Annotated in this window: 15 protein-coding genes; 12 read left to right on the forward strand and 3 right to left on the reverse strand. The window is 62.9% G+C overall.

Annotated features, from left to right (window positions below):
- Positions 1–104: 104 nt before the first annotated feature.
- Entirely contained in the window at positions 105–3,614 is a 3,510-nt protein-coding gene (locus tag DC522_RS07960) for a PAS domain-containing hybrid sensor histidine kinase/response regulator (protein ID WP_116528174.1), read from the reverse strand.
- 468 nt (positions 3,615–4,082) lie between these two features.
- On the opposite strand from DC522_RS07960, the gene DC522_RS07965 reads away from it, so the two are divergent.
- The 5 genes from DC522_RS07965 to DC522_RS07985 all read left to right on the forward strand — a co-directional run bounded on the left by DC522_RS07965 (position 4,083) and on the right by DC522_RS07985 (position 8,044).
- Positions 4,083–4,517: a DoxX family protein gene (locus tag DC522_RS07965; protein ID WP_116528283.1), complete on the forward strand. Its 435-nt coding sequence runs from the start codon at positions 4,083–4,085 to the stop codon at positions 4,515–4,517.
- Between the two features lie 11 nt (positions 4,518–4,528).
- A complete protein-coding gene (locus DC522_RS07970; protein WP_116528175.1) occupies positions 4,529–5,056 on the forward strand; it encodes a VOC family protein in 528 nt (175 codons plus the stop codon).
- Between the two features lie 58 nt (positions 5,057–5,114).
- Entirely contained in the window at positions 5,115–5,549 is a 435-nt protein-coding gene (mscL, locus tag DC522_RS07975) for a large conductance mechanosensitive channel protein MscL (protein WP_116528176.1), read from the forward strand.
- 117 nt (positions 5,550–5,666) lie between these two features.
- Complete coding sequence (locus DC522_RS07980; RefSeq protein WP_116528284.1) at positions 5,667–6,869, forward strand: pyridoxal phosphate-dependent aminotransferase; 1,203 nt, start codon at positions 5,667–5,669, stop codon at positions 6,867–6,869.
- A gap of 86 nt (positions 6,870–6,955) precedes the next feature.
- A complete protein-coding gene (locus DC522_RS07985; protein ID WP_245444045.1) occupies positions 6,956–8,044 on the forward strand; it encodes an AbrB family transcriptional regulator in 1,089 nt (362 codons plus the stop codon).
- Positions 8,045–8,047: 3 nt separating this feature from the next.
- On the opposite strand, the gene DC522_RS07990 is transcribed toward DC522_RS07985, so the two are convergent.
- Entirely contained in the window at positions 8,048–8,905 is an 858-nt protein-coding gene (locus DC522_RS07990; RefSeq protein WP_245444046.1) for a MurR/RpiR family transcriptional regulator, read from the reverse strand.
- Positions 8,906–9,058: 153 nt separating this feature from the next.
- On the opposite strand from DC522_RS07990, the gene DC522_RS07995 reads away from it, so the two are divergent.
- From DC522_RS07995 to DC522_RS08020, 6 genes are all read left to right on the forward strand, one after another.
- A complete protein-coding gene (locus DC522_RS07995) occupies positions 9,059–9,847 on the forward strand; it encodes an N-formylglutamate amidohydrolase (RefSeq protein WP_116528179.1) in 789 nt (262 codons plus the stop codon).
- 197 nt (positions 9,848–10,044) lie between these two features.
- Positions 10,045–11,580 carry an amino acid permease gene (locus tag DC522_RS08000; protein WP_116528180.1) on the forward strand — a complete coding sequence of 512 codons (1,536 nt, stop codon included), beginning with the start codon at positions 10,045–10,047 and terminating at the stop codon, positions 11,578–11,580.
- Positions 11,581–11,640: 60 nt separating this feature from the next.
- Positions 11,641–13,011 (forward strand): glutamine synthetase family protein, encoded by a 1,371-nt coding sequence (locus DC522_RS08005; RefSeq protein WP_116528181.1) that lies wholly within the window; start codon positions 11,641–11,643, stop codon positions 13,009–13,011.
- 70 nt (positions 13,012–13,081) lie between these two features.
- Complete coding sequence (locus DC522_RS08010) at positions 13,082–14,473, forward strand: aldehyde dehydrogenase family protein (RefSeq protein ID WP_116528285.1); 1,392 nt, start codon at positions 13,082–13,084, stop codon at positions 14,471–14,473.
- An 11-nt stretch (positions 14,474–14,484) separates the two neighbouring features.
- On the forward strand, positions 14,485–15,648 hold the full coding sequence (locus tag DC522_RS08015; protein WP_116528182.1) for an iron-containing alcohol dehydrogenase: 1,164 nt from the start codon (positions 14,485–14,487) through the stop codon (positions 15,646–15,648).
- Positions 15,626–16,087, forward strand: a complete 462-nt coding sequence (locus DC522_RS08020) for a cupin domain-containing protein (protein ID WP_205769541.1) — start codon at positions 15,626–15,628, stop codon at positions 16,085–16,087. Before DC522_RS08015 ends, DC522_RS08020 begins: the two co-directional genes overlap by 23 nt.
- A 65-nt stretch (positions 16,088–16,152) precedes the next feature.
- Here DC522_RS08020 and DC522_RS08025 read toward each other — a convergent pair whose 3' ends face one another.
- On the reverse strand, positions 16,153–16,755 hold the full coding sequence (locus DC522_RS08025) for an NADPH-dependent FMN reductase (RefSeq protein WP_116528184.1): 603 nt from the start codon (positions 16,753–16,755) through the stop codon (positions 16,153–16,155).
- A gap of 103 nt (positions 16,756–16,858) precedes the next feature.
- On the opposite strand from DC522_RS08025, the gene DC522_RS08030 reads away from it, so the two are divergent.
- Entirely contained in the window at positions 16,859–17,251 is a 393-nt protein-coding gene (locus DC522_RS08030; RefSeq protein ID WP_116528185.1) for a helix-turn-helix domain-containing protein, read from the forward strand.
- Positions 17,252–17,258: the final 7 nt, after the last annotated feature.

Consider the following 17,258-nt stretch of genomic DNA (forward strand, 5'->3'; position numbering starts at 1 on the left):
CTCGTCATCACCGGGCTTGTCCCGGCCATCCCGTTCCGAAGTGCGCTGTGCTTTCCTTCATCGGGATCACCGGCACAAGCCCGGTGATGACGGTGCGTCGGTGTTTACTCCGCCGCCACTCTGGTGGCACGCCACTGCGTGAGCAGCGCGCGCAGGGCCGCAGGCTTCAAGGGCTTGTTCAGCACATGCACGTTCATAGACGCCGCTGCATCCCGCACGACCGGCGTGCGGTCGGCGGTCACGAGAATGGCCGGCGTCGCGACCTGTGTCTTCCAGCGCAAGGCCTTGATCAGCTCGAGGCCATCCGTGTCGTCGAGGTGGTAATCGGCGATGATCACTTCAGGCAGGCTCCTGTGGGTCCGGAGAACCTGATGGGCCGTGTCGAGATCGGACGCGGTCCACACGTCGCAGCCCCAGCCCGACAGCAGCAGGCGCATGCCTTCCAGAATCGCCGGCTCGTTGTCGATCACGAGCACGCGCAGTCCTGAGAGAACGGTCATCGGTGCCTTCGGCGGCTCGGGTGCGGCAATGGTTTCGGGCAGAGCCGCGACGACTGGCACCTCGACGCGGAAGACCGAGCCCCGCCCCACCTCCGACTTGAGGGTGACCGGATGCTTCAGCACGCGCCCGATGCGCTCCACGATCGAGAGCCCAAGACCGAGGCCTCGCGCAGCCTTCGCGCCCTGGTCGAGGCGCTGGAACTCGCGGAAGACGATTCTCTGCTTCGAGGGCGGAATGCCGAGACCCGTATCCCAGACCTCAAGGATGAGATGCGTGCCATGCCGGCGCGCGCCGACGAGAACGCGGCCCGCCGGCGTGTACTTGATCGCGTTGGACACAAGGTTCTGCAAAAGACGGCGCAGCAGACGGCGGTCGGAACGCACGGTGAGCGAGGAGGGAACGAAGGTGAGCTTTAAGCCCTTCTCCTTCGCAATCGGGTCGAACTCGCGCTGCAGCTGGCGGAGCAGCTCGTCCATGCGGAAGCTCGACCATTGCGGCTTCATCGCGCCCGTATCGAGGCGCGAGATGTCGAGAATGGCCGTGAGGATTTCCTCGACCGCATCGAGCGAGGCGTCGATGTTCTCGGCGAGCGTCGCGTCACCTGCCTCGCGATCGCGCTCCACAAGCGATGTCGCATAGAGGCGCGCCGCATTGAGCGGCTGCAGAATGTCGTGCGATGCGGCGGCGAGGAAGCGCGTCTTGGAAATATTCGCTTCATCCGCTTCCGCCTTCGCGCTGCGCAGCGCCTCGTTGAGGCGCGTCAGCTCTTCCGTACGCTCGCGCACGCGCTGCTCGAGCGTCTCGTTGGCGCGGCGGCTTTCCTCTTCCGCCAGCACGGCCTCGGTCACATCCGTATAGGTCGTCACGTGGCCGCCATCCGGCAACGGGTTCGAGCGGATCTCGATGACTTTTCCGGAGGGGTAGAGCTTGAGGCGCACAGGCTCCACATCATGCTGGAACGAGTGCAGGCGCGCGGCGACCTGATCATCGATCCGTCCCGGACCGTAGGATCCGCGCGCGGCGTTGTAGCGGACGATCCGGTCCATGCCGATGCCCACCTGCACGAAGTTGGGTGGCATGTCGTAGAGATCGATGAAAGCCTGGTTCCAGGCGAGCAGCCGCAGGTCGCGGTCGATCACGGTGATGCCCTGCTTGGCATAGTTGAGGGCGTGCTGAAGCAGATCGCGGCTATGCTGAATGGCGGCCGACGCATCATCGAGCAGCTTGAGGGCCGCTTCCGTCGAAACGGTGCGGCGCCGCAGCAGAAGCGACAGCGCCAGACGCGAAGAGGCCGAGCCGATGGCGGAGGCGAGGAGGTGCTCCGCGTACCGCAGAAGGTGAATATCGGCTTCGGCACGCGGTTCCAGACTCTGCCCGCGGCTGTGGCTGAAGCCCTCGAAGGAGCGGGTCGTGCGTTCCTCGCCCAGATAACGGGAAACGGTGGCGCGCAGTTCGTCGACGGTGACGCTCGCGCGGAAGAGACGGAAGCTCGGAGCAACGGAGGTATGCGGCTCTCCGACGAAAACATTCGCCTGGATCTGCTCCATCGCCGTGGCGGGGCGCCAGAGCGAGAAGCCGATATAGCAGAGAATGTTGAGGGAGAGACTCCAGACGACGCCGTGCGTGAGCTGAGGCAGGTCGACACCGAAAAGTGCGGTGGGTTTAAGAGCTTCGATGCCGAAGGGACCGGAGACCACCACGTCCGACCAGAACACGCCATCCCAGACGAGGCTCGGCAGCAGAAGCGTATAGAGCCAGGTGAGGAAGCCCACGACGAGGCCGACGCTGGCCCCGAGCGCGGTCCCGCGCGACCAGATGAGGCCGCCGATGAATACAGGCGCAACCTGCGCGACGGCAGCGAAAGAGAGAAGGCCGATGGCTGCGAGCGCAGCCTCGCCGGAAGCGCGGTAATAGGCATAGCCCAGCAGGATCACCAGCACGATCGAGATGCGCCGCACGGCGATGACGAAGCTGCCCGGATCCACGCCGGCAAAGGCGCGGCGGCGCAGGACGATGGGCATGACGAGATGGTTGGAGATCATCACCGCGATGGCCACGGAATCGACGATCACCATGGCTGTCGCAGCAGAGAACCCCCCCAGGAAGGTCAGCACGGCGATCGTGCCGGCCTGATCGGCCAGCGGCAGCGCCAGCACGGTCATGTCGCGATCGATCCCATCGCCGGGGAACATCACCATGCCGGCAAGCGCGATCGGAATGACGAACAGGTTGATGAGGATGAGATAGAGCGGGAACATCCAGGCGGCCCGCTTCAGGTCACTGATGGAGTGGTTCTCAACCACCGTCACATGGAACTGGCGCGGCAGCAGCAGGGTGGCGCAACTCGAGAGCAGGATGAGCGTGATGAAGCTGCCGAAGCCCGACGTCCGCTCGATCAAGCTGTCGCTTATGCCCTGAGCGACAAGGCGTTCCGTGATGCCGTTGTAGCCATCGAACATCACGAAGGTCACGTAGCCGCCGACCACCAGGAAGGCGACGAGCTTCACGATGGACTCGATCGAGATCGCCATGATGAGCCCATCCTGATGCTCGGTGGCATCCGGATGGCGCGTGCCGAAGGCGACGGCGAAGCCTGCGAGGACAAGGGCGACGACGAGCGCGAGATCGCCGATGAAGGGCAGATCCGGCGGCGGCATGCCGTTGGTTTTCGTCAGGAACACATCGAGGGACGACGAGACCGCCTTCAGCTGAAGCGCGATGTAGGGAACGGAGCCTATGAGCGCGATCAGGCTCACGATGGCGGCGACGCGCTCGCTCTTGCCGTAGCGGGCAGCGACGAAGTCGGCGATGGAGGAGATGTTCTGCGTCTTGGCAACTTGGATCACACGCCGGACGAGGGCGTGCCCCAAAGTGATCACCAGGATCGGGCCGATATAGATGGCGAGAAAATCGAGGCCCGAGCGGCTGGCCAGCCCTACGGAGCCGTAGAAGGTCCAGGAGGTGCAATAAACCGCAAGCGCCAGCGAGGCGATGGTGGAGCGCCATGGCCCCTGGACGAAGCGCCTGCCTTCATTGTCGCCCCAATAGGCGACCGTGAACAGGAAGCAGAGATAAACCAGCGCCGATAAGACAACCGCCCAGGTGGCGACCATATGCCCAAAACCCCAAACTCTCAGCTGGAACCAGCTTTACTCTCTGAAGGGGCTGAACGCTACCGTCAGAGACTGCCCAGAAAGGGTGGGTCGGAAAGTCAAAGCGCCGCGCTCCGTCCATTAGACCTTCACGTCCTCACCGGCCTTGGGCCGGTGATCTCGTTTCGCTGAGGCGCAGCGCTCTTCGGATCGGGATGGCCGGGACAGATCCCTGGATCAAGTCCGGGGACGGCCATGACGAGGAGTGTGGTCCGCGCTTCACTGGTTCAAGCTCTCACCCAGCCAGACCACCTCACTCCTCCTTGTAAAAGGGGAGGGAACGGGCGGCTTGTCATTGATGAACCAGGCTCTCAAGACAGCGCGAAGACACATCTCACTCTATCAGGGTGAATTGATATTCTGCGGCATGGATTATCATCCCTGTCGGAATGAGGTCATATGGAGGTCATCGAGTTTCAGGAGATCCCCATGATCGATACCCGCACTGCTCCCTATGCCGCGCTCATCCTGCGCGTCACCCTCGGCGCTCTCTTCCTGGCCCATGCCGGCCTGAAGATCTTCGTCTTCACCCCCGCCGGCACGGCTCAGTTCTTCGGCAGCCTCGGCCTGCCCGGGTTCCTCGCCTATGTGGTGATCCTGGCCGAGGTTGTCGGCGGTGTTGCCTTGATTGCTGGTTTCTATGCCCGCTGGGCAGCTTTGGCTCTCATCCCGATCCTGCTCGGCGCCATCTTCACGGTGCATGGCCCGGCCGGCTTCTTCTTCTCCAACCCGAATGGCGGCTGGGAATTCCTGGCGTTCTGGATCGTGGCGCTGCTGGCGCAGGCTCTCTTGGGTGAGGGCGCCTATGCCCTCAAGGCTGGATCGGAGAAGGCCTCTCCCGCGTTGTCCGTTCGCTCGGCTTGAGTGAAGCGGCCATGATCAAACCCATCTCCAATGAGGCCGCCGGACTTCCGGCGGCTCGTCCCATCGATCCGGGCGTCCGGATCGGCCATGTCCACCTCAAGGTGGCGGATCTCGAGCGCTCGCTCGCCTTCTATTGCGGCGTGCTCGGCTTCCAGTTGATGCAGCGCTATGGCCGTCAGGCCGCCTTCGTCGCGGCAGGCGGCTATCATCACCATATCGGCCTCAACACCTGGGAGAGCCAAGGCGGCTCCCCGCCGCCTCCCGGCACGACGGGGCTCTATCACGTGGCGATCCTCTATCCCACGCGGGCGGCTCTGGCCGATGCTCTCCATCGTCTGATCGAGGCGCGCATTCCGCTGCAGGGCGCGAGCGACCATGGCGTGAGCGAGGCGCTTTACCTGAGCGATCCGGATGGAAACGGCATCGAGCTCTATGTCGACCGTTCCGAGGACCAGTGGCCGCGCGCGCCGGATGGTGAACTCCAGATGGTTACCCGCCCCCTGGACCTGCGCAATCTTCTCGCCGCCCGCGAGGCTTGACGATATTCCTTGACCGGGCACCTTTATGCTTGTCGGCCAAGCTCAAGGAGGTCCGGTCATGTGGAACGAGTTCAAGCAATTCGCCCTGCGCGGCAATGTGGTCGATCTTGCCATCGGCATCATCATCGGCGCAGCCTTCGGCAAGATTGTGGATTCCCTCGTCGGCGACGTCTTCATGCCGATCATCGGCGCCGTCACGGGCGGCCTCGATTTCTCGAACTACTTCACGGCGCTGTCCGGCAGCGTCACGGCGCAGTCGCTGGAGGAAGCCAAGAAGCAGGGCGCGGTGCTCGGCTGGGGCAACTTCATTACGGTCGCGATCAACTTCCTTATCATCGCGTGGATCCTGTTCCTCCTCGTCAAGGGCATGAATCGCCTGCGCCGCGCCGAGGATGCCAAGACCGGCACGGCCGAGAAGCCGCCGGAAATCCCGGCGGATGTGAAGCTTCTCACCGAAATCCGCGATCTCCTGAAGACCGGCCGTACGGTGTGATCCATCACCCGTTTCGATGGAACTCTTCGCTTCTTGTCATGAGTGACGTGTGAAGGCTTGCCTTCGGCGGGTGGACAGGTCATCCCTGTCCACCCTTATGCCAAGGATCAGCCTCTGATGAACGCATCCGTCTCGATTCCCTCGACCTTCAATCTGCGCGTGGAAGCTCTGCAGGCTCCCACCAGCGGCATCGTGGATGTGTTCTCCTATGGAAGGAACAAGCCCGGCATCATCCCGCTCTGGGTCGGCGAGGGCGATTTGCCGACGCCTTCTTTCATCTGCGACGCGGCAACGCGCTCGCTGCAGGACGGCGAGACCTTCTACACCTATCAGCGCGGCATCCCGGATCTGCGCCAGGCGATCGCGCGCTATCACGAGAAGGTCTATAGCAAGGCCTTTGATCCGGAGCGCTTCTTCGTCACCTCGGGCGGCATGCCTGCGATGCAGATTGCGTTTCGCATGGTCTGCGGCAATGGCGACGATGTGCTGATCCCCACGCCCGCATGGCCGAATTTCGCCGGTGCCATCACCATTGCAGGCGCGCGTCCCGTCGCCGTTCCCATGAACATCGACGAAAAAGGGTGGCATCTCGATTTCGAGCGGCTGGAAAAATCGATCACGCCGCGCACCCGCGCCGTCGTGTTGAACTCTCCCTCGAATCCCACCGGCTGGACCGCAAGCCGTGACGATCTGCGCGCCGTGCTCGACATGGCGCGCCGACACGGATTGTGGATCGTGGCCGACGAGATCTATGGCCGCTTCATCCACGATCCGGCACTCACCCTCGACGGGCGCGCGCCGTCCTTCCGCGATGTGATGGAAGCGGAGGATCGCATTCTCTTCATCCAGACCTTCTCGAAGAACTGGGCGATGACCGGGTGGCGTCTCGGTTGGCTCGAAGCGCCGCCTGTCCTGGGTCAGGTGATCGAGAACCTCGTCCAGTATCAGACCTCCGGCACGCCCACCTTCATCCAGCGCGCAGGCGTTGCGGCCATCGAGCAGGGCGAGGAGTTCCTGGCCGACCAGATCGCCAAGGCCAAGCGCGGGCGCGAGATCGTCAAGAAGCTGGCGGAAACGGGCCTCGTGGAGCTGCCGCCGCCCAACGGCGCGTTCTACGCCTTCCTGAAGATCAAGGGCGCGAAGAGCTCCAAGGACATCGCCTTCCGCCTCATCGACGAAGCGAATGTGGGCCTTGCCCCTGGAAACGCTTTCGGCGATGCGGGGGAGGGCTATTTGCGCCTTTGTTACTTGCGCAGGTCCGAGGATCTGGAAGAGGCGGTGAATCGCATCGGCGCAGCTCTGCCCAAGCTGGTGGTGTGAGATCGTCGATGGCCGGCGGCAGCCTGCCAGTGCATACCCCGCCCGCAAATCTGACGATTGACCTGAACGCATGTGGCGGTCATTGAGTGAACAGAGCCTCTGAAGGGCTCTGTTCATTGCTCGACATGCATCTCATTCTTGCTCACGTCGCTCAAATCCTGATCGCCGGTCTCGGCGGTCTCGTCTTTTACTGGCTCGGCGTTCCGGCCGCATGGCTGTCGGGCTCTGCCATTGCGGCTGCGTTGTGGGGCCTTTCGAGTTTCGCCGTGCCCATGCCGCGTGCGCTCGCTGATGCTGCGATGCTCGTCTCCGGTGCCGCCATGGGAGCCGCCGTTACGCCTGCTGCCATCGATGCCATGGGACGCTATCCAGGCAGCCTCATGCTTTTGGTGATCGGCGTCTTCGCGATTTCGCTTACCTCCTCGCTCTGGCTCACGCGCATTTCCGGCTGGCACAAGGCCGATGCTTTGCTGGCGTCCGTGCCCGGCGCGCTCTCGACGGTGCTCGCCGTCGCTGCGGACCGGAAGGCGGATGTGCCATCCGTCGCCATCGTGCAGAACGTGCGGCTCTTCGTGCTCATCGCACTTCTCCCGAGCGTTGTTGTCGCAACAGGTGGAGGGGGCAACATGAACGCGCTGATCGGACAGGGCATGCCGGTTGAAAGTCCGGGTGGCATGGCTTTCATCCTCATCGGCGGTCTTGCGCTCGGGCTCGTGTTCAAGAAGCTGAAGGTCGCCGCTCCCATTCTTCTGGGCGCAACCATCGTCAGCTCCGTCAGCCATGGCACCGAATTCGTCACCGGTGTCATTCCGCCGGTTCTTGCCACCGGAGGCCTCGTGCTGATCGGCCTCTTCATCGCCGAGCGCTTCCGCAACATTCAGCGCTCCACCTTGCGGCGCGCACTCGTGGCGGCTTTGGGCTCTTTCTCGGTCGGCATGGGGGTTGCAGTGATCTTCGCGGCTCTCGCCGCATGGCTTGCCGGAGTGAGCTTCGCCAACAGCCTCGTCGCCTTCGCGCCCGGCGGCTTAGAGGCCATGACCGTGCTTGCGCTGATCCTCGGCCTCGATCCACTCTATGTCGGCATCCACCACCTCGTCCGATTTTTGGGGATCGGCCTGGTGCTGCCATTCATCGTGGGCTGGCTGCAGCGCGGAAAACTGGCTGACGCCGAATAACCCTCACGGCTTCTCGTTGCGCAGCCTCTCCACCGCCTCCATGCGAGGCTTTGCGGTCTCCCACAGACGTTTCGTCACGGCGGCAACGAGCGCTTCGGTGATGAGCAGGAGACCTGTTGACGAGTCCCAGTTCGAGGGTGCCACGATGTGGGCAGGCAGCACGTGGCGGGCGACGCGCGCGATGGGCGAGAGCCAAGGATCGGTGAGCAGAACGACCGTCGCGCCTTGCTTTGCCGCCGTTTCACACAAAGCCGTCACATCTTCCTGATAGCGGCGGATGTCGAAGGCGACGATCACGTCCTTTTTGCCGATTTCGATCATCCGGTCGCGCCAGAGAGCCGGCTGGCCTTCGATGAAATCCACTTGGCTTCGCACGATGCGGAAATGACTTTCCGCATAACGTGCAAGCGCACCCGTGAAACGTCCGCCCGTGAAGTGGATGTGGCGGCGTGGGTCGCTCAAGAGTTCCACCACCGCGTCGAACTCGGCAGGCGCGATGTTTTCCACCGTTGCGCGCAGGTTGCCGATCACCGCCTCGGCGAAAGAAGCGAGCGCCGGGGCGCGCTGGCCCTTGTCCGAGGGGCTCGCCTTGGCGAGGGGGGAGAGGAGCTGCGCCTCGAGTTCCCCGCGCAGGTGCTTCTGGAAATCCGGGAAGCCGCTGAAGCCCAGCCTTGTCACGAAGCGCAGAACCGACGGAGCGGAAATCCCGGCGCGGGTGGCGAATTCCGCCACCGTATCAAGGCCGGCAAAGGGATAATGGCTGAGCAGCAGGTGTGCGGCCCGCTTCTCGCTGGGCGTGAAGGAATCCATTTCGAGGCGGATGCGCTCGGCCAGGCTTGGCGGATCGACAGGGGGGATCATGCTGTCATCTTTCATGTTGGAATGTTTCGTCCCCCTCCTTGACGGTTTCCAAAAGCTGTACCAAAAATTTCAGCTAAGAAAAATCTGTAAGAAACGTACCAAGCGTTCAAACGAGGGCTTCAGCCTGCTCCCCGCAGGCAAACGGAGGACCGCATGGCGCATGCGAGTCGGATGGCAGCCGGTCAGGAACCCGCTACCCAGGCGGCGGAGCCGGCTGCTCTCTTGGAGAACCCCCAGGGGCGCTCACCCATCCTGCTCATTTGCGAACACGCCTCCCGGCACCTCCCGGACCGTTACGGCACGCTCGGCCTGACCCCTGAGCAGCTCGAAAGCCATATCGCATGGGATCCCGGCGCGCTCGGGGTCGCCAAGGAGCTTTCCCGGCTTCTCGACGCGCCGCTGATCCATGCCACCGTCTCGCGCCTCGTGCTCGATCTCAACCGCGATCCGTCCGCTCCGGATTCCATCTGGACCCTGAGCGAGCGCACCTCCATTCCCGGCAACCAGAACCTCGATCCGGCCGAGCGCGCCTGTCGCGTTCGCGAGGTCTATGATGCGTTTCACGGTGCTGTGGACCTCTTCATCGAGCCTCGCCTGAGGGCAGGGCAGACGCGCAGCATCGTATCCATCCATTCGTTCACGCCGGTTTACCGGGATGTACCGCGTCCCTGGCAGATCGGCCTCATCTACGATCACGACGCGCGCTTCGCGCTGAGCGTTGAGGCCGGATTGCGCAAGGATCCGGCCCTGAATGTGGGCATGAACGAACCCTATTCGCCGGCGGACCGGGTGTTCCACACCCTTGAGCGCCACGCCGAGAGGCGCGGGCTCGCACCGCTGATGATCGAAATCCGCAATGATCTGATCCGCACGGAAGACGGACAGGCATCGTGGGCTCACCGTCTTGCGCCGCTTTTGAGGGAGGGCGCGCAGACGCTTTGACGACAGCCATGGCGCATGAGGTGCCATGGCTAGCGCATCGTGCGGAACCGAAGGTCCGCGTCAGCGAAAAGTGGATCCGGCTTTCCGCATGAACGATGCGCTACTGAGGAGATGAGCATCGGATCGATCCCAAAAGTGGCGTCCACTTTTGGGTCCGATGCTCGAGAGGGGACAGACTATTCGTGGAGGAAGAGTCGATGTCAGTCGGACAAGGAAGTCCTGGGGTTCACGCCCCGCCGGCCGGGGCGCAAGGCGCTGCCGGCGTCACCTACAATACCGTGGATGAGAGCTACTTCGAGGCACGGCGTCTCAGACGTCATGCGCGCGTGTGGTCGCTCTGGGCGCTCGGCGTGGGAGCCGTGATCTCGGGCCATTATTCGGGTTGGAACCTGGGCCTCGCCAATGGCTTCGGCTCCATGTTCTATGCGACCATCATCATCGCCATCATGTATCTCGGCCTGACCTTCTCCATCGCGGAGATGTCTCCGGCCCTGCCGCATACGGGCGGTGCCTACTCGTTCGCACGCACCTCCATGGGGCCGTGGGCGGGCTACATCACGGGCATTGCAGAGAACATCGAGTTCGTGCTGACACCGGCGGTGATCGTTTTCTTCATCGGCTCGTACCTGTCGGCGATCTTCGGCACGGCGCCGGAGTTCCAGCCGGTCTATTGGGTGCTCTGCTATGCCCTGTTCGTCGGTCTCAACATCGTCGGTGTCGAACTCTCGTTCAAGGTGACCGTCATCGTGACCCTGCTGGCGCTGGCATGCCTCGTCGTGTTCTACGTCGCGGTGCTGCTCTCCGGCCAGTTCGACTTCTCGCGCTGGGCGCTGAACATCGGCCCCGATGGCGCGGAGCTGCCGAATGGCGGCGGGCCGTTCCTGCCCATGGGCATCGGCGGCATCTTCGCCACCATGCCGTTCGCCGTGTGGCTCTTCCTCGCCATCGAGCAGTTGCCGCTGGCCGCGGAGGAATCCCACGATCCGCAGCGTGACATGCCCAAGGGCATCATCGCCGGCATCCTGACGCTGATCGTCTCCGCCTTCTGCGTGGTCTTCCTGAACTCGGGGATTGCGCCGGGATCATTCGGCATCGCGAAGTCGGGCGAGCCGCTGCTCGACGGTTTCCGGACGCTCTTCGGCACGGATATCGCGAAGATCCTGGCGGCTGTCGCCGTGATCGGCCTCATCGCCTCGTTCCATACGATCATCTTCGCCTTCGGACGGCAGATCTACTCGCTCTCGCGAGCCGGCTACTTCCCGTCCTTCCTGTCGGTCACGCACGGCACGCGCAAGTCGCCGCATATCGCGCTCATCACGGGTGCGCTGCTCGGCTTGGCGGTGATGCTGATCATCTGGTTCGTCAGGGGCTCGGAAGCCGGTGCGACCGTCATCGGCGGCACGCTGCTCAACATGGCGGTGGCAGGCGCGATGCTGGCCTACTTCATGCAGGGCATGTCCTACATCGTGCTCAAGAAGAAGTTCCCGCATCTGGCGCGGCCCTACAAGAGCCCGTTCGGGATCGCAGGCGCGGTTGTTTGCATGGCCATTGCCGCCGTGACGCTGTACTTCCAGTTCACGGATCCCGTGTTCCAGACGGCCGTGATCGGCGTCGCGGTCTATTACGCGGTCATGATGGCCTATTTCCTGGTGCATGGACGCCACAAGCTCATCCTCTCGCCGGAGGAAGAGTTCGCCGTGTCCAAGGGCGAGGCCGAGTACAAGTCCTACTGATGACGATCGGGGGCGCGCATCCTGCGCGCTCCCTTCATCTTTCTCGTTGGGGTTTCGAGCATGACCGCTCCCAAAATCAAGAACGCTGCCGACGCAATCCAATACGTGCGCAGCCGCGACCTGCCTTTCGTGAAGATCGGCCTCACCGATGTCGACGGCATCATGCGCGGCAAGTACATGGCCCGCGACAAGTTCGAATCCGCCCTCGAAAAGGGGTTCGGTTTCTGCGACGTGGTGCTGGGCTGGGACTCCAACGATCAGCTTTATGACAACACGACGCTGACCGGCTGGCATACGGCTTATCCCGATGCCACCGCGCGCGTGCTGCCGGAGACCATGCGCCTCGTCCCCTTCGAGAACGATCTCCCGTTCTTCCTCGCCGAGTTCGAGGGTTATGCGGAGCCGGCCTGCCCGCGCGGCGTGCTGCGGCGCGTGTTGAAGAAGGCGGAGGACATGGGCTTTGCCGTCTCGGCGGCGGCCGAGTTCGAGTTCTTCCTCTTCGAGGAAACGCCGCACTCCGTGCGCGAGAAGGATTACCGGAACCTCAGGAACATCACGCCGGGCTTCTTCGGCTATTCGGTGCTGCGCTCGGGCGTGCACGCGGATTTCTACCACGAGCTGCTCGACCTCGCGAACAAGATGGATTTCGAGATCGAGGGCCTGCACACGGAAACGGGCCCCGGTGTGCTGGAAGCCGCGATCCGTGTGGATGATGCGCTGAAAGCGGCCGACAAGGCAGTTCTGTTCAAGACCTACACCAAGATCCTCGCGCAGCGTCGCCGCTGGATGGCCACCTTCATGGCCAAGTGGTCGCGCGACTGGCCCGGGCAGTCCGGCCACCTGCACTCGTCGCTGCGCCACCTCGACACCGGCAAGGGCGCGTTCTATGACCCTAACGTCGAACACAACATGTCGGAGACCATGCGCTGGTATGTGGGCGGCCAGCAGAAGCTGATGCCCGAGATCCTCGCCATGGTGGCCTGCACGGTGAACAGCTACACCCGCCTCATTCCGGGCTTTTGGGCGCCGACGGATTCCGCCTGGGGCGTCGAGAACCGCACCACGGCGCTTCGCGTCATTCCCGGTTCCGAGAAGTCGCAGCGCGTGGAGTATCGCGTCGCCGCCGCCGACATCAACCCGTATATCGCGCTTGCCGCCGCCATCGGATCCGGCCTCTGGGGCATCGAGAACCGCGTCGATCCTGGCGAGCCGATTAAAGGAAATGCCTATGCGGTGGAACATCCGAAGGAGCGGGCCCTGCCGCGCTCTCTCGGCGAGGCCGCCGAGCGCCTGAAGGGCTCCAAGGCTGCGCGTGAACTCTTCGGAGACACCTTCGTCGACCATTATGCCGCGACACGCGAATGGGAGGAGAGGGAGGCCCGCAAGGCCATCACCGACTGGCAGCTCGCACGCTACTTCGAAATCATCTAAGAGACTTCAGGACTCAAACCAGGAGAAGACGATGGTCCTCATCAGACCATCGTCTTTCAAACGTAAGATCATGGCTGATACCGATATCGTCTGTATTTCCCCCATCGACGGCCGCGAACTCGTCCGCCGGCCGATCATGACCGATGCCGCCATCGATGCGGCGATCACGACCGCCCGCGAAGCGCAAGTTGCGTGGCGCCACGTGCCTCTCTCCGAGCGCGCGAGCAAGGTGTCGGCCTTCCTTGATGCTCTGCTTGCCATGAACCAGGAAGTCGTTCCGGAAATCGCTCAGATGATGGGCCGCCCGGTGCGCTATGGCGGTGAGTTCCGTGGTGTCGAGGAGCGCGCGCGCTACATGATCGGCATTGCGGAGAAGAGCCTGCAGAATATTCCCGCCGATGACGAGAAGGCGGGCTTCCGTCGCATGATCAAGCGCGAGCCCGTGGGCCTCGTGCTCGTGATCGCGCCCTGGAATTATCCTTATCTCACGGCCATCAACACCATCGTGCCAGCGCTCATGGCCGGTAACGCGGTGCTTCTGAAACATGCGTCGCAGACGGTGCTCGCGGGCGAGCGCTTCCAGATGGCGATGGATCGCGCCGGCATGCCGAAAGGCGTGTTCCAGAACATGCATCTGAGCCACGGTCAGACGAGCCGCATTCTTGGCAATGGCCTCGTCGATCACTGCAACTTCACGGGCTCGGTCGGCGGTGGTCGCGCCATCGAGCGCGCGGCAGCAGGCTCCTTCACCTCGCTCGGCCTCGAGCTCGGCGGCAAGGACCCGGCCTATGTGCGCGAGGACGCGAATATCGACCACGCCATCGAGAACCTGGTCGATGGCGCCTTCTTCAACTCGGGCCAGTGCTGCTGCGGCATCGAGCGTATCTATGTGCACGAGAAGCACTATGACCGCTTCGTGGAAGGCGCAGTCGATCTCGTGAGCAAATACGTGCTCGGCAATCCGCTTGAAGAGTCAACGACACTGGGTCCCATGGCGCATAAGCGCTTCGCAGATCTCGTGCGCGGGCAGAATGCGGAAGCGGCGGCGAAAGGGGCGAAGGCGCATATTGATACCAAGCGTTTTGCGGCTGACACAGGCAATACCGCCTATCTCGCGCCGCAGGTGCTCACCGACGTCGATCACTCCATGAGCGTCATGCGCGAGGAGAGTTTCGGCCCCACCGTCGGCATCATGAAAGTGAAGGGTGACGAGGAGGCGATCCGTCTCATGAACGACTCACCCTATGGCCTCTCCGCTGCCATCTGGACCTCCGATGTGGATGCGGCCGAGGCCATCGGCGAGAAGCTCGAGACCGGCACCGTGTTCATGAATCGCTGCGACTATCTCGATCCCGCTCTCGCCTGGACAGGCGTGAAGGATACGGGCCGCGGTGCCAGCCTCTCGCGCCTCGCCTACGAGTCACTCACCCGTCCGAAATCGTACCATCTCCGTCAGATCTGATTGAAAGCATCATGACCACGTCTCCCCGCTCCAACTGGAATTATCCCACGGCGGTCCGTTTCGGCGCAGGCCGCATTTCGGAACTCACTGAGGCCTGCAAGTCGGTCGGCATGTCGTCGCCGCTCATCGTCACGGATCCGTTCCTCGCCACTCAAGCCATGACGAAAGCTGCGCTCGACCAGCTGATCACCGCTGGCTTCAAGGCTGCGATCTTCTCGGACATCAAGCCGAATCCGGTCGAGACGAATGTCTACAAGGGCCTCGAAGCGCTGAAAGCCGGCAAGCATGATGGCGTCGTCGCCTTCGGCGGCGGTTCGGCGCTCGATGCCGGCAAGGTCATCGCCTTCATGGCGGGCCAGACCCGTCCCATGTGGGACTTCGAGGATATCGGCGATTGGTGGACCCGTGCGGATCCTTCAGGAATCCTGCCGATCATCGCCGTGCCGACGACCGCTGGCACGGGCTCGGAAGTGGGCCGCGCCGGCGTCATCACGCAGGAGTCCACGCACACCAAGAAGGTGATCTTCCATCCGCTCATGATGCCGAAGATCGTGATCTGCGATCCGGAACTCACAATCGGCATGCCGCCCCACATCACGGCAGGCACGGGTCTCGATGCGCTTGCGCATTGCATCGAGGCCTATTGCGCGCCCGGCTACCACCCGATGGCCGACGGCATCGCGGTCGAAGGCATTCGCCTCGTGAAGGAGTACCTGCCGCGCGCCTACCGGGACGGCAAGGACATCGAAGCCCGCGCGCAGATGATGTCGGCCGCCGCCATGGGCGCCACCGCGTTCCAGAAGGGCCTTGGCGCGATCCATGCGCTGTCGCATCCGACCGGTGCGCTCTACGATACGCATCATGGTCTGACGAACGCGGTCTTTATGCCGTATGTGCTGGTTTATAACCGCAAGGCCATCGAGACGAAGATCGAGCGTCTCGCCGCCTATATCGGTCTCGAGCCGTCGTTCCAGGCCTTCCTCGATTGGGTTCTGCAGCTGCGCAAGGATCTCGGCGTGCCGCACACGCTGGAGGGCTTGAAGGTCGACAGCGCGCGGTTCGACGAGATGTCCGAGATGGCGCCCAACGATCCCACTGCCGGCGGCAACCCGGTGCCGATCACCAAGGAGAGCGCGCGCAAGCTCTTCGAGGATGCGCTGGCCGGACGGCTTTGAGTGTCGTTCTCGATTGCCTAAACAGCTAAAAGACGGCGCATCGGATTTGCTGATGCGCCGTTCCTCTATCCGGCCTTATCATGGAGAAGGCATCGTGGAAAAAGGTCCAAGCCGCGATATTCAGGTCACCCTCACGCAAGCGGCTGGTCACCTTTCAGCAGAAAGCCCATTCAAGACTTTTTTCGAGCAAGGCGAGGAAATCGCTGTCGAACTCTATGCGCCCGTCGGCACCGACAAGCAGACGCCTCACGAGCGGGATGAGCTTTACATCATCGCGTCAGGACACGGCACCTTCAGCCGCGGCGAGGAGCTTGTCACCTTCGAGCCTGGCGATCTTCTGTATGTGCCGGCTTATATCCCGCATCGCTTCGAGACCTTCTCGGAGGATTTCAAGACATGGGTGATCTTCTACGGGCCAAAGCGCGCTCGGCCTGCATGAATAAAGAAAAAGACACCGCTGTTCTCCGCAGCGATGCCTCTTGTGTGTTGAGCGTTTGGCGCCGGTTACGCAGCCTGAGCCTTGGTCTGCAGCGACGCCTTGTGCTGGGCTCGGAGGCCCTTGAGGCTCTCAGCCCAGCGGTGCAGCTCGTCCAGCATCGTGGCAGCCGAGGTCTTGTAGATGTCGGCGGGCTTCAGCTTTCCATTTTCCAGGTTCTGGAACACCATCGGCATCGGCACGCCCTCCATAATGGGCATCACCTGGAGCGTGGTGAGGATCTGCTTGGTCATTTGAACTGAGCGCAGGCCGCCCGAGATGCCGCCATAGCTCACGAAACCGGCGGGAGTGTAGTTCCACTCGAGCGTGAGATAGTTCAGCGCATTGAGCAGCGAGGGCGGAGGGCCGTAATTGTATTCGGGCGTGACGAACACGAAGGCATCGGCCGAAGCCACGCTCTCGCTCCAGGCCCTGGTGTGGGCGTGATGATAGTTCCTCAGGCGTGGATGCTCGGGCTCGTCAAAAACCGGCAGGTTGAAATCTGCGAGGTCCACCAGAACCGGGTCGAACTTGCCGTGCTCGGCGGCGAAGTCGTTGAACCACTGAGCGATGCTGGGGCCGACGCGTCCGGGGCGGGTGCTGGCCACGATGGTGTGAAGCTTGAGCGTCATCTGAAATCCTGAATTTGCAACGGACCGGAACCGGGATTAGGTTCCCTTTGGTAACCGAGGCTCATTAAGTAACTTGCCGAGGCTCGTGCAAGGAGGCACTTTCATGACACCCAGTCACATGCATGTGCCCACCAACTGCCGGACCGTGACGGAGATCCTGTCCCGGATCGGCGATAAGTGGAGTGTCCAGGTCGTGGTCCAGCTGGGCGGCGGACCTAAGAGATTCAATGAGTTACGGCGGGTCGTGAGCGGGATCTCGCAGCGGATGCTGACCTTGACGCTGCGGGGGCTGGAGCGCGACGGGCTCATCACGCGCACGGTCTATCCCACGATTCCGCCCCGGGTGGATTACCAGCTCACAGATCTGGGTTGCAGTCTTCTCAGGGCTGTACGGGCTCTGGGAGTCTGGGCCATTGAGAACCGGGACGAGATTCTGGAAGCGCGGCGGCGCTTCGATGAAGGTGCCGAGCCCAAGCCGCAATCCGATGCGGCCTGAGCTTGAG

Source organism: Microvirga sp. KLBC 81, assembly GCF_003075415.1.
Taxonomy (GTDB): Bacteria; Pseudomonadota; Alphaproteobacteria; order Rhizobiales; family Beijerinckiaceae; genus Microvirga.

What these genes read in the sequence shown, in the direction of transcription:
- DC522_RS07990 (WP_245444046.1), bottom strand. Translation starts at nt 8,905, where the DNA reads ATGATCCCCCCTGTCGATCCGCCAAGCCTGGCCGAGCGCATCCGCCTC.
- mscL (WP_116528176.1), top strand. Translation starts at nt 5,115, where the DNA reads ATGTGGAACGAGTTCAAGCAATTCGCCCTGCGCGGCAATGTGGTCGAT.
- DC522_RS08025 (WP_116528184.1), bottom strand. Translation starts at nt 16,755, where the DNA reads ATGACGCTCAAGCTTCACACCATCGTGGCCAGCACCCGCCCCGGACGC.
- DC522_RS07995 (WP_116528179.1), top strand. Translation starts at nt 9,059, where the DNA reads ATGGCGCATGCGAGTCGGATGGCAGCCGGTCAGGAACCCGCTACCCAG.
- DC522_RS08015 (WP_116528182.1), top strand. Translation starts at nt 14,485, where the DNA reads ATGACCACGTCTCCCCGCTCCAACTGGAATTATCCCACGGCGGTCCGT.
- DC522_RS08005 (WP_116528181.1), top strand. Translation starts at nt 11,641, where the DNA reads ATGACCGCTCCCAAAATCAAGAACGCTGCCGACGCAATCCAATACGTG.
- DC522_RS07960 (WP_116528174.1), bottom strand. Translation starts at nt 3,614, where the DNA reads ATGGTCGCCACCTGGGCGGTTGTCTTATCGGCGCTGGTTTATCTCTGC.
- DC522_RS08000 (WP_116528180.1), top strand. Translation starts at nt 10,045, where the DNA reads ATGTCAGTCGGACAAGGAAGTCCTGGGGTTCACGCCCCGCCGGCCGGG.
- DC522_RS07965 (WP_116528283.1), top strand. Translation starts at nt 4,083, where the DNA reads ATGATCGATACCCGCACTGCTCCCTATGCCGCGCTCATCCTGCGCGTC.
- DC522_RS08020 (WP_205769541.1), top strand. Translation starts at nt 15,626, where the DNA reads ATGCGCTGGCCGGACGGCTTTGAGTGTCGTTCTCGATTGCCTAAACAG.
- DC522_RS08030 (WP_116528185.1), top strand. Translation starts at nt 16,859, where the DNA reads ATGACACCCAGTCACATGCATGTGCCCACCAACTGCCGGACCGTGACG.
- DC522_RS07970 (WP_116528175.1), top strand. Translation starts at nt 4,529, where the DNA reads ATGATCAAACCCATCTCCAATGAGGCCGCCGGACTTCCGGCGGCTCGT.
- DC522_RS08010 (WP_116528285.1), top strand. Translation starts at nt 13,082, where the DNA reads ATGGCTGATACCGATATCGTCTGTATTTCCCCCATCGACGGCCGCGAA.
- DC522_RS07980 (WP_116528284.1), top strand. Translation starts at nt 5,667, where the DNA reads ATGAACGCATCCGTCTCGATTCCCTCGACCTTCAATCTGCGCGTGGAA.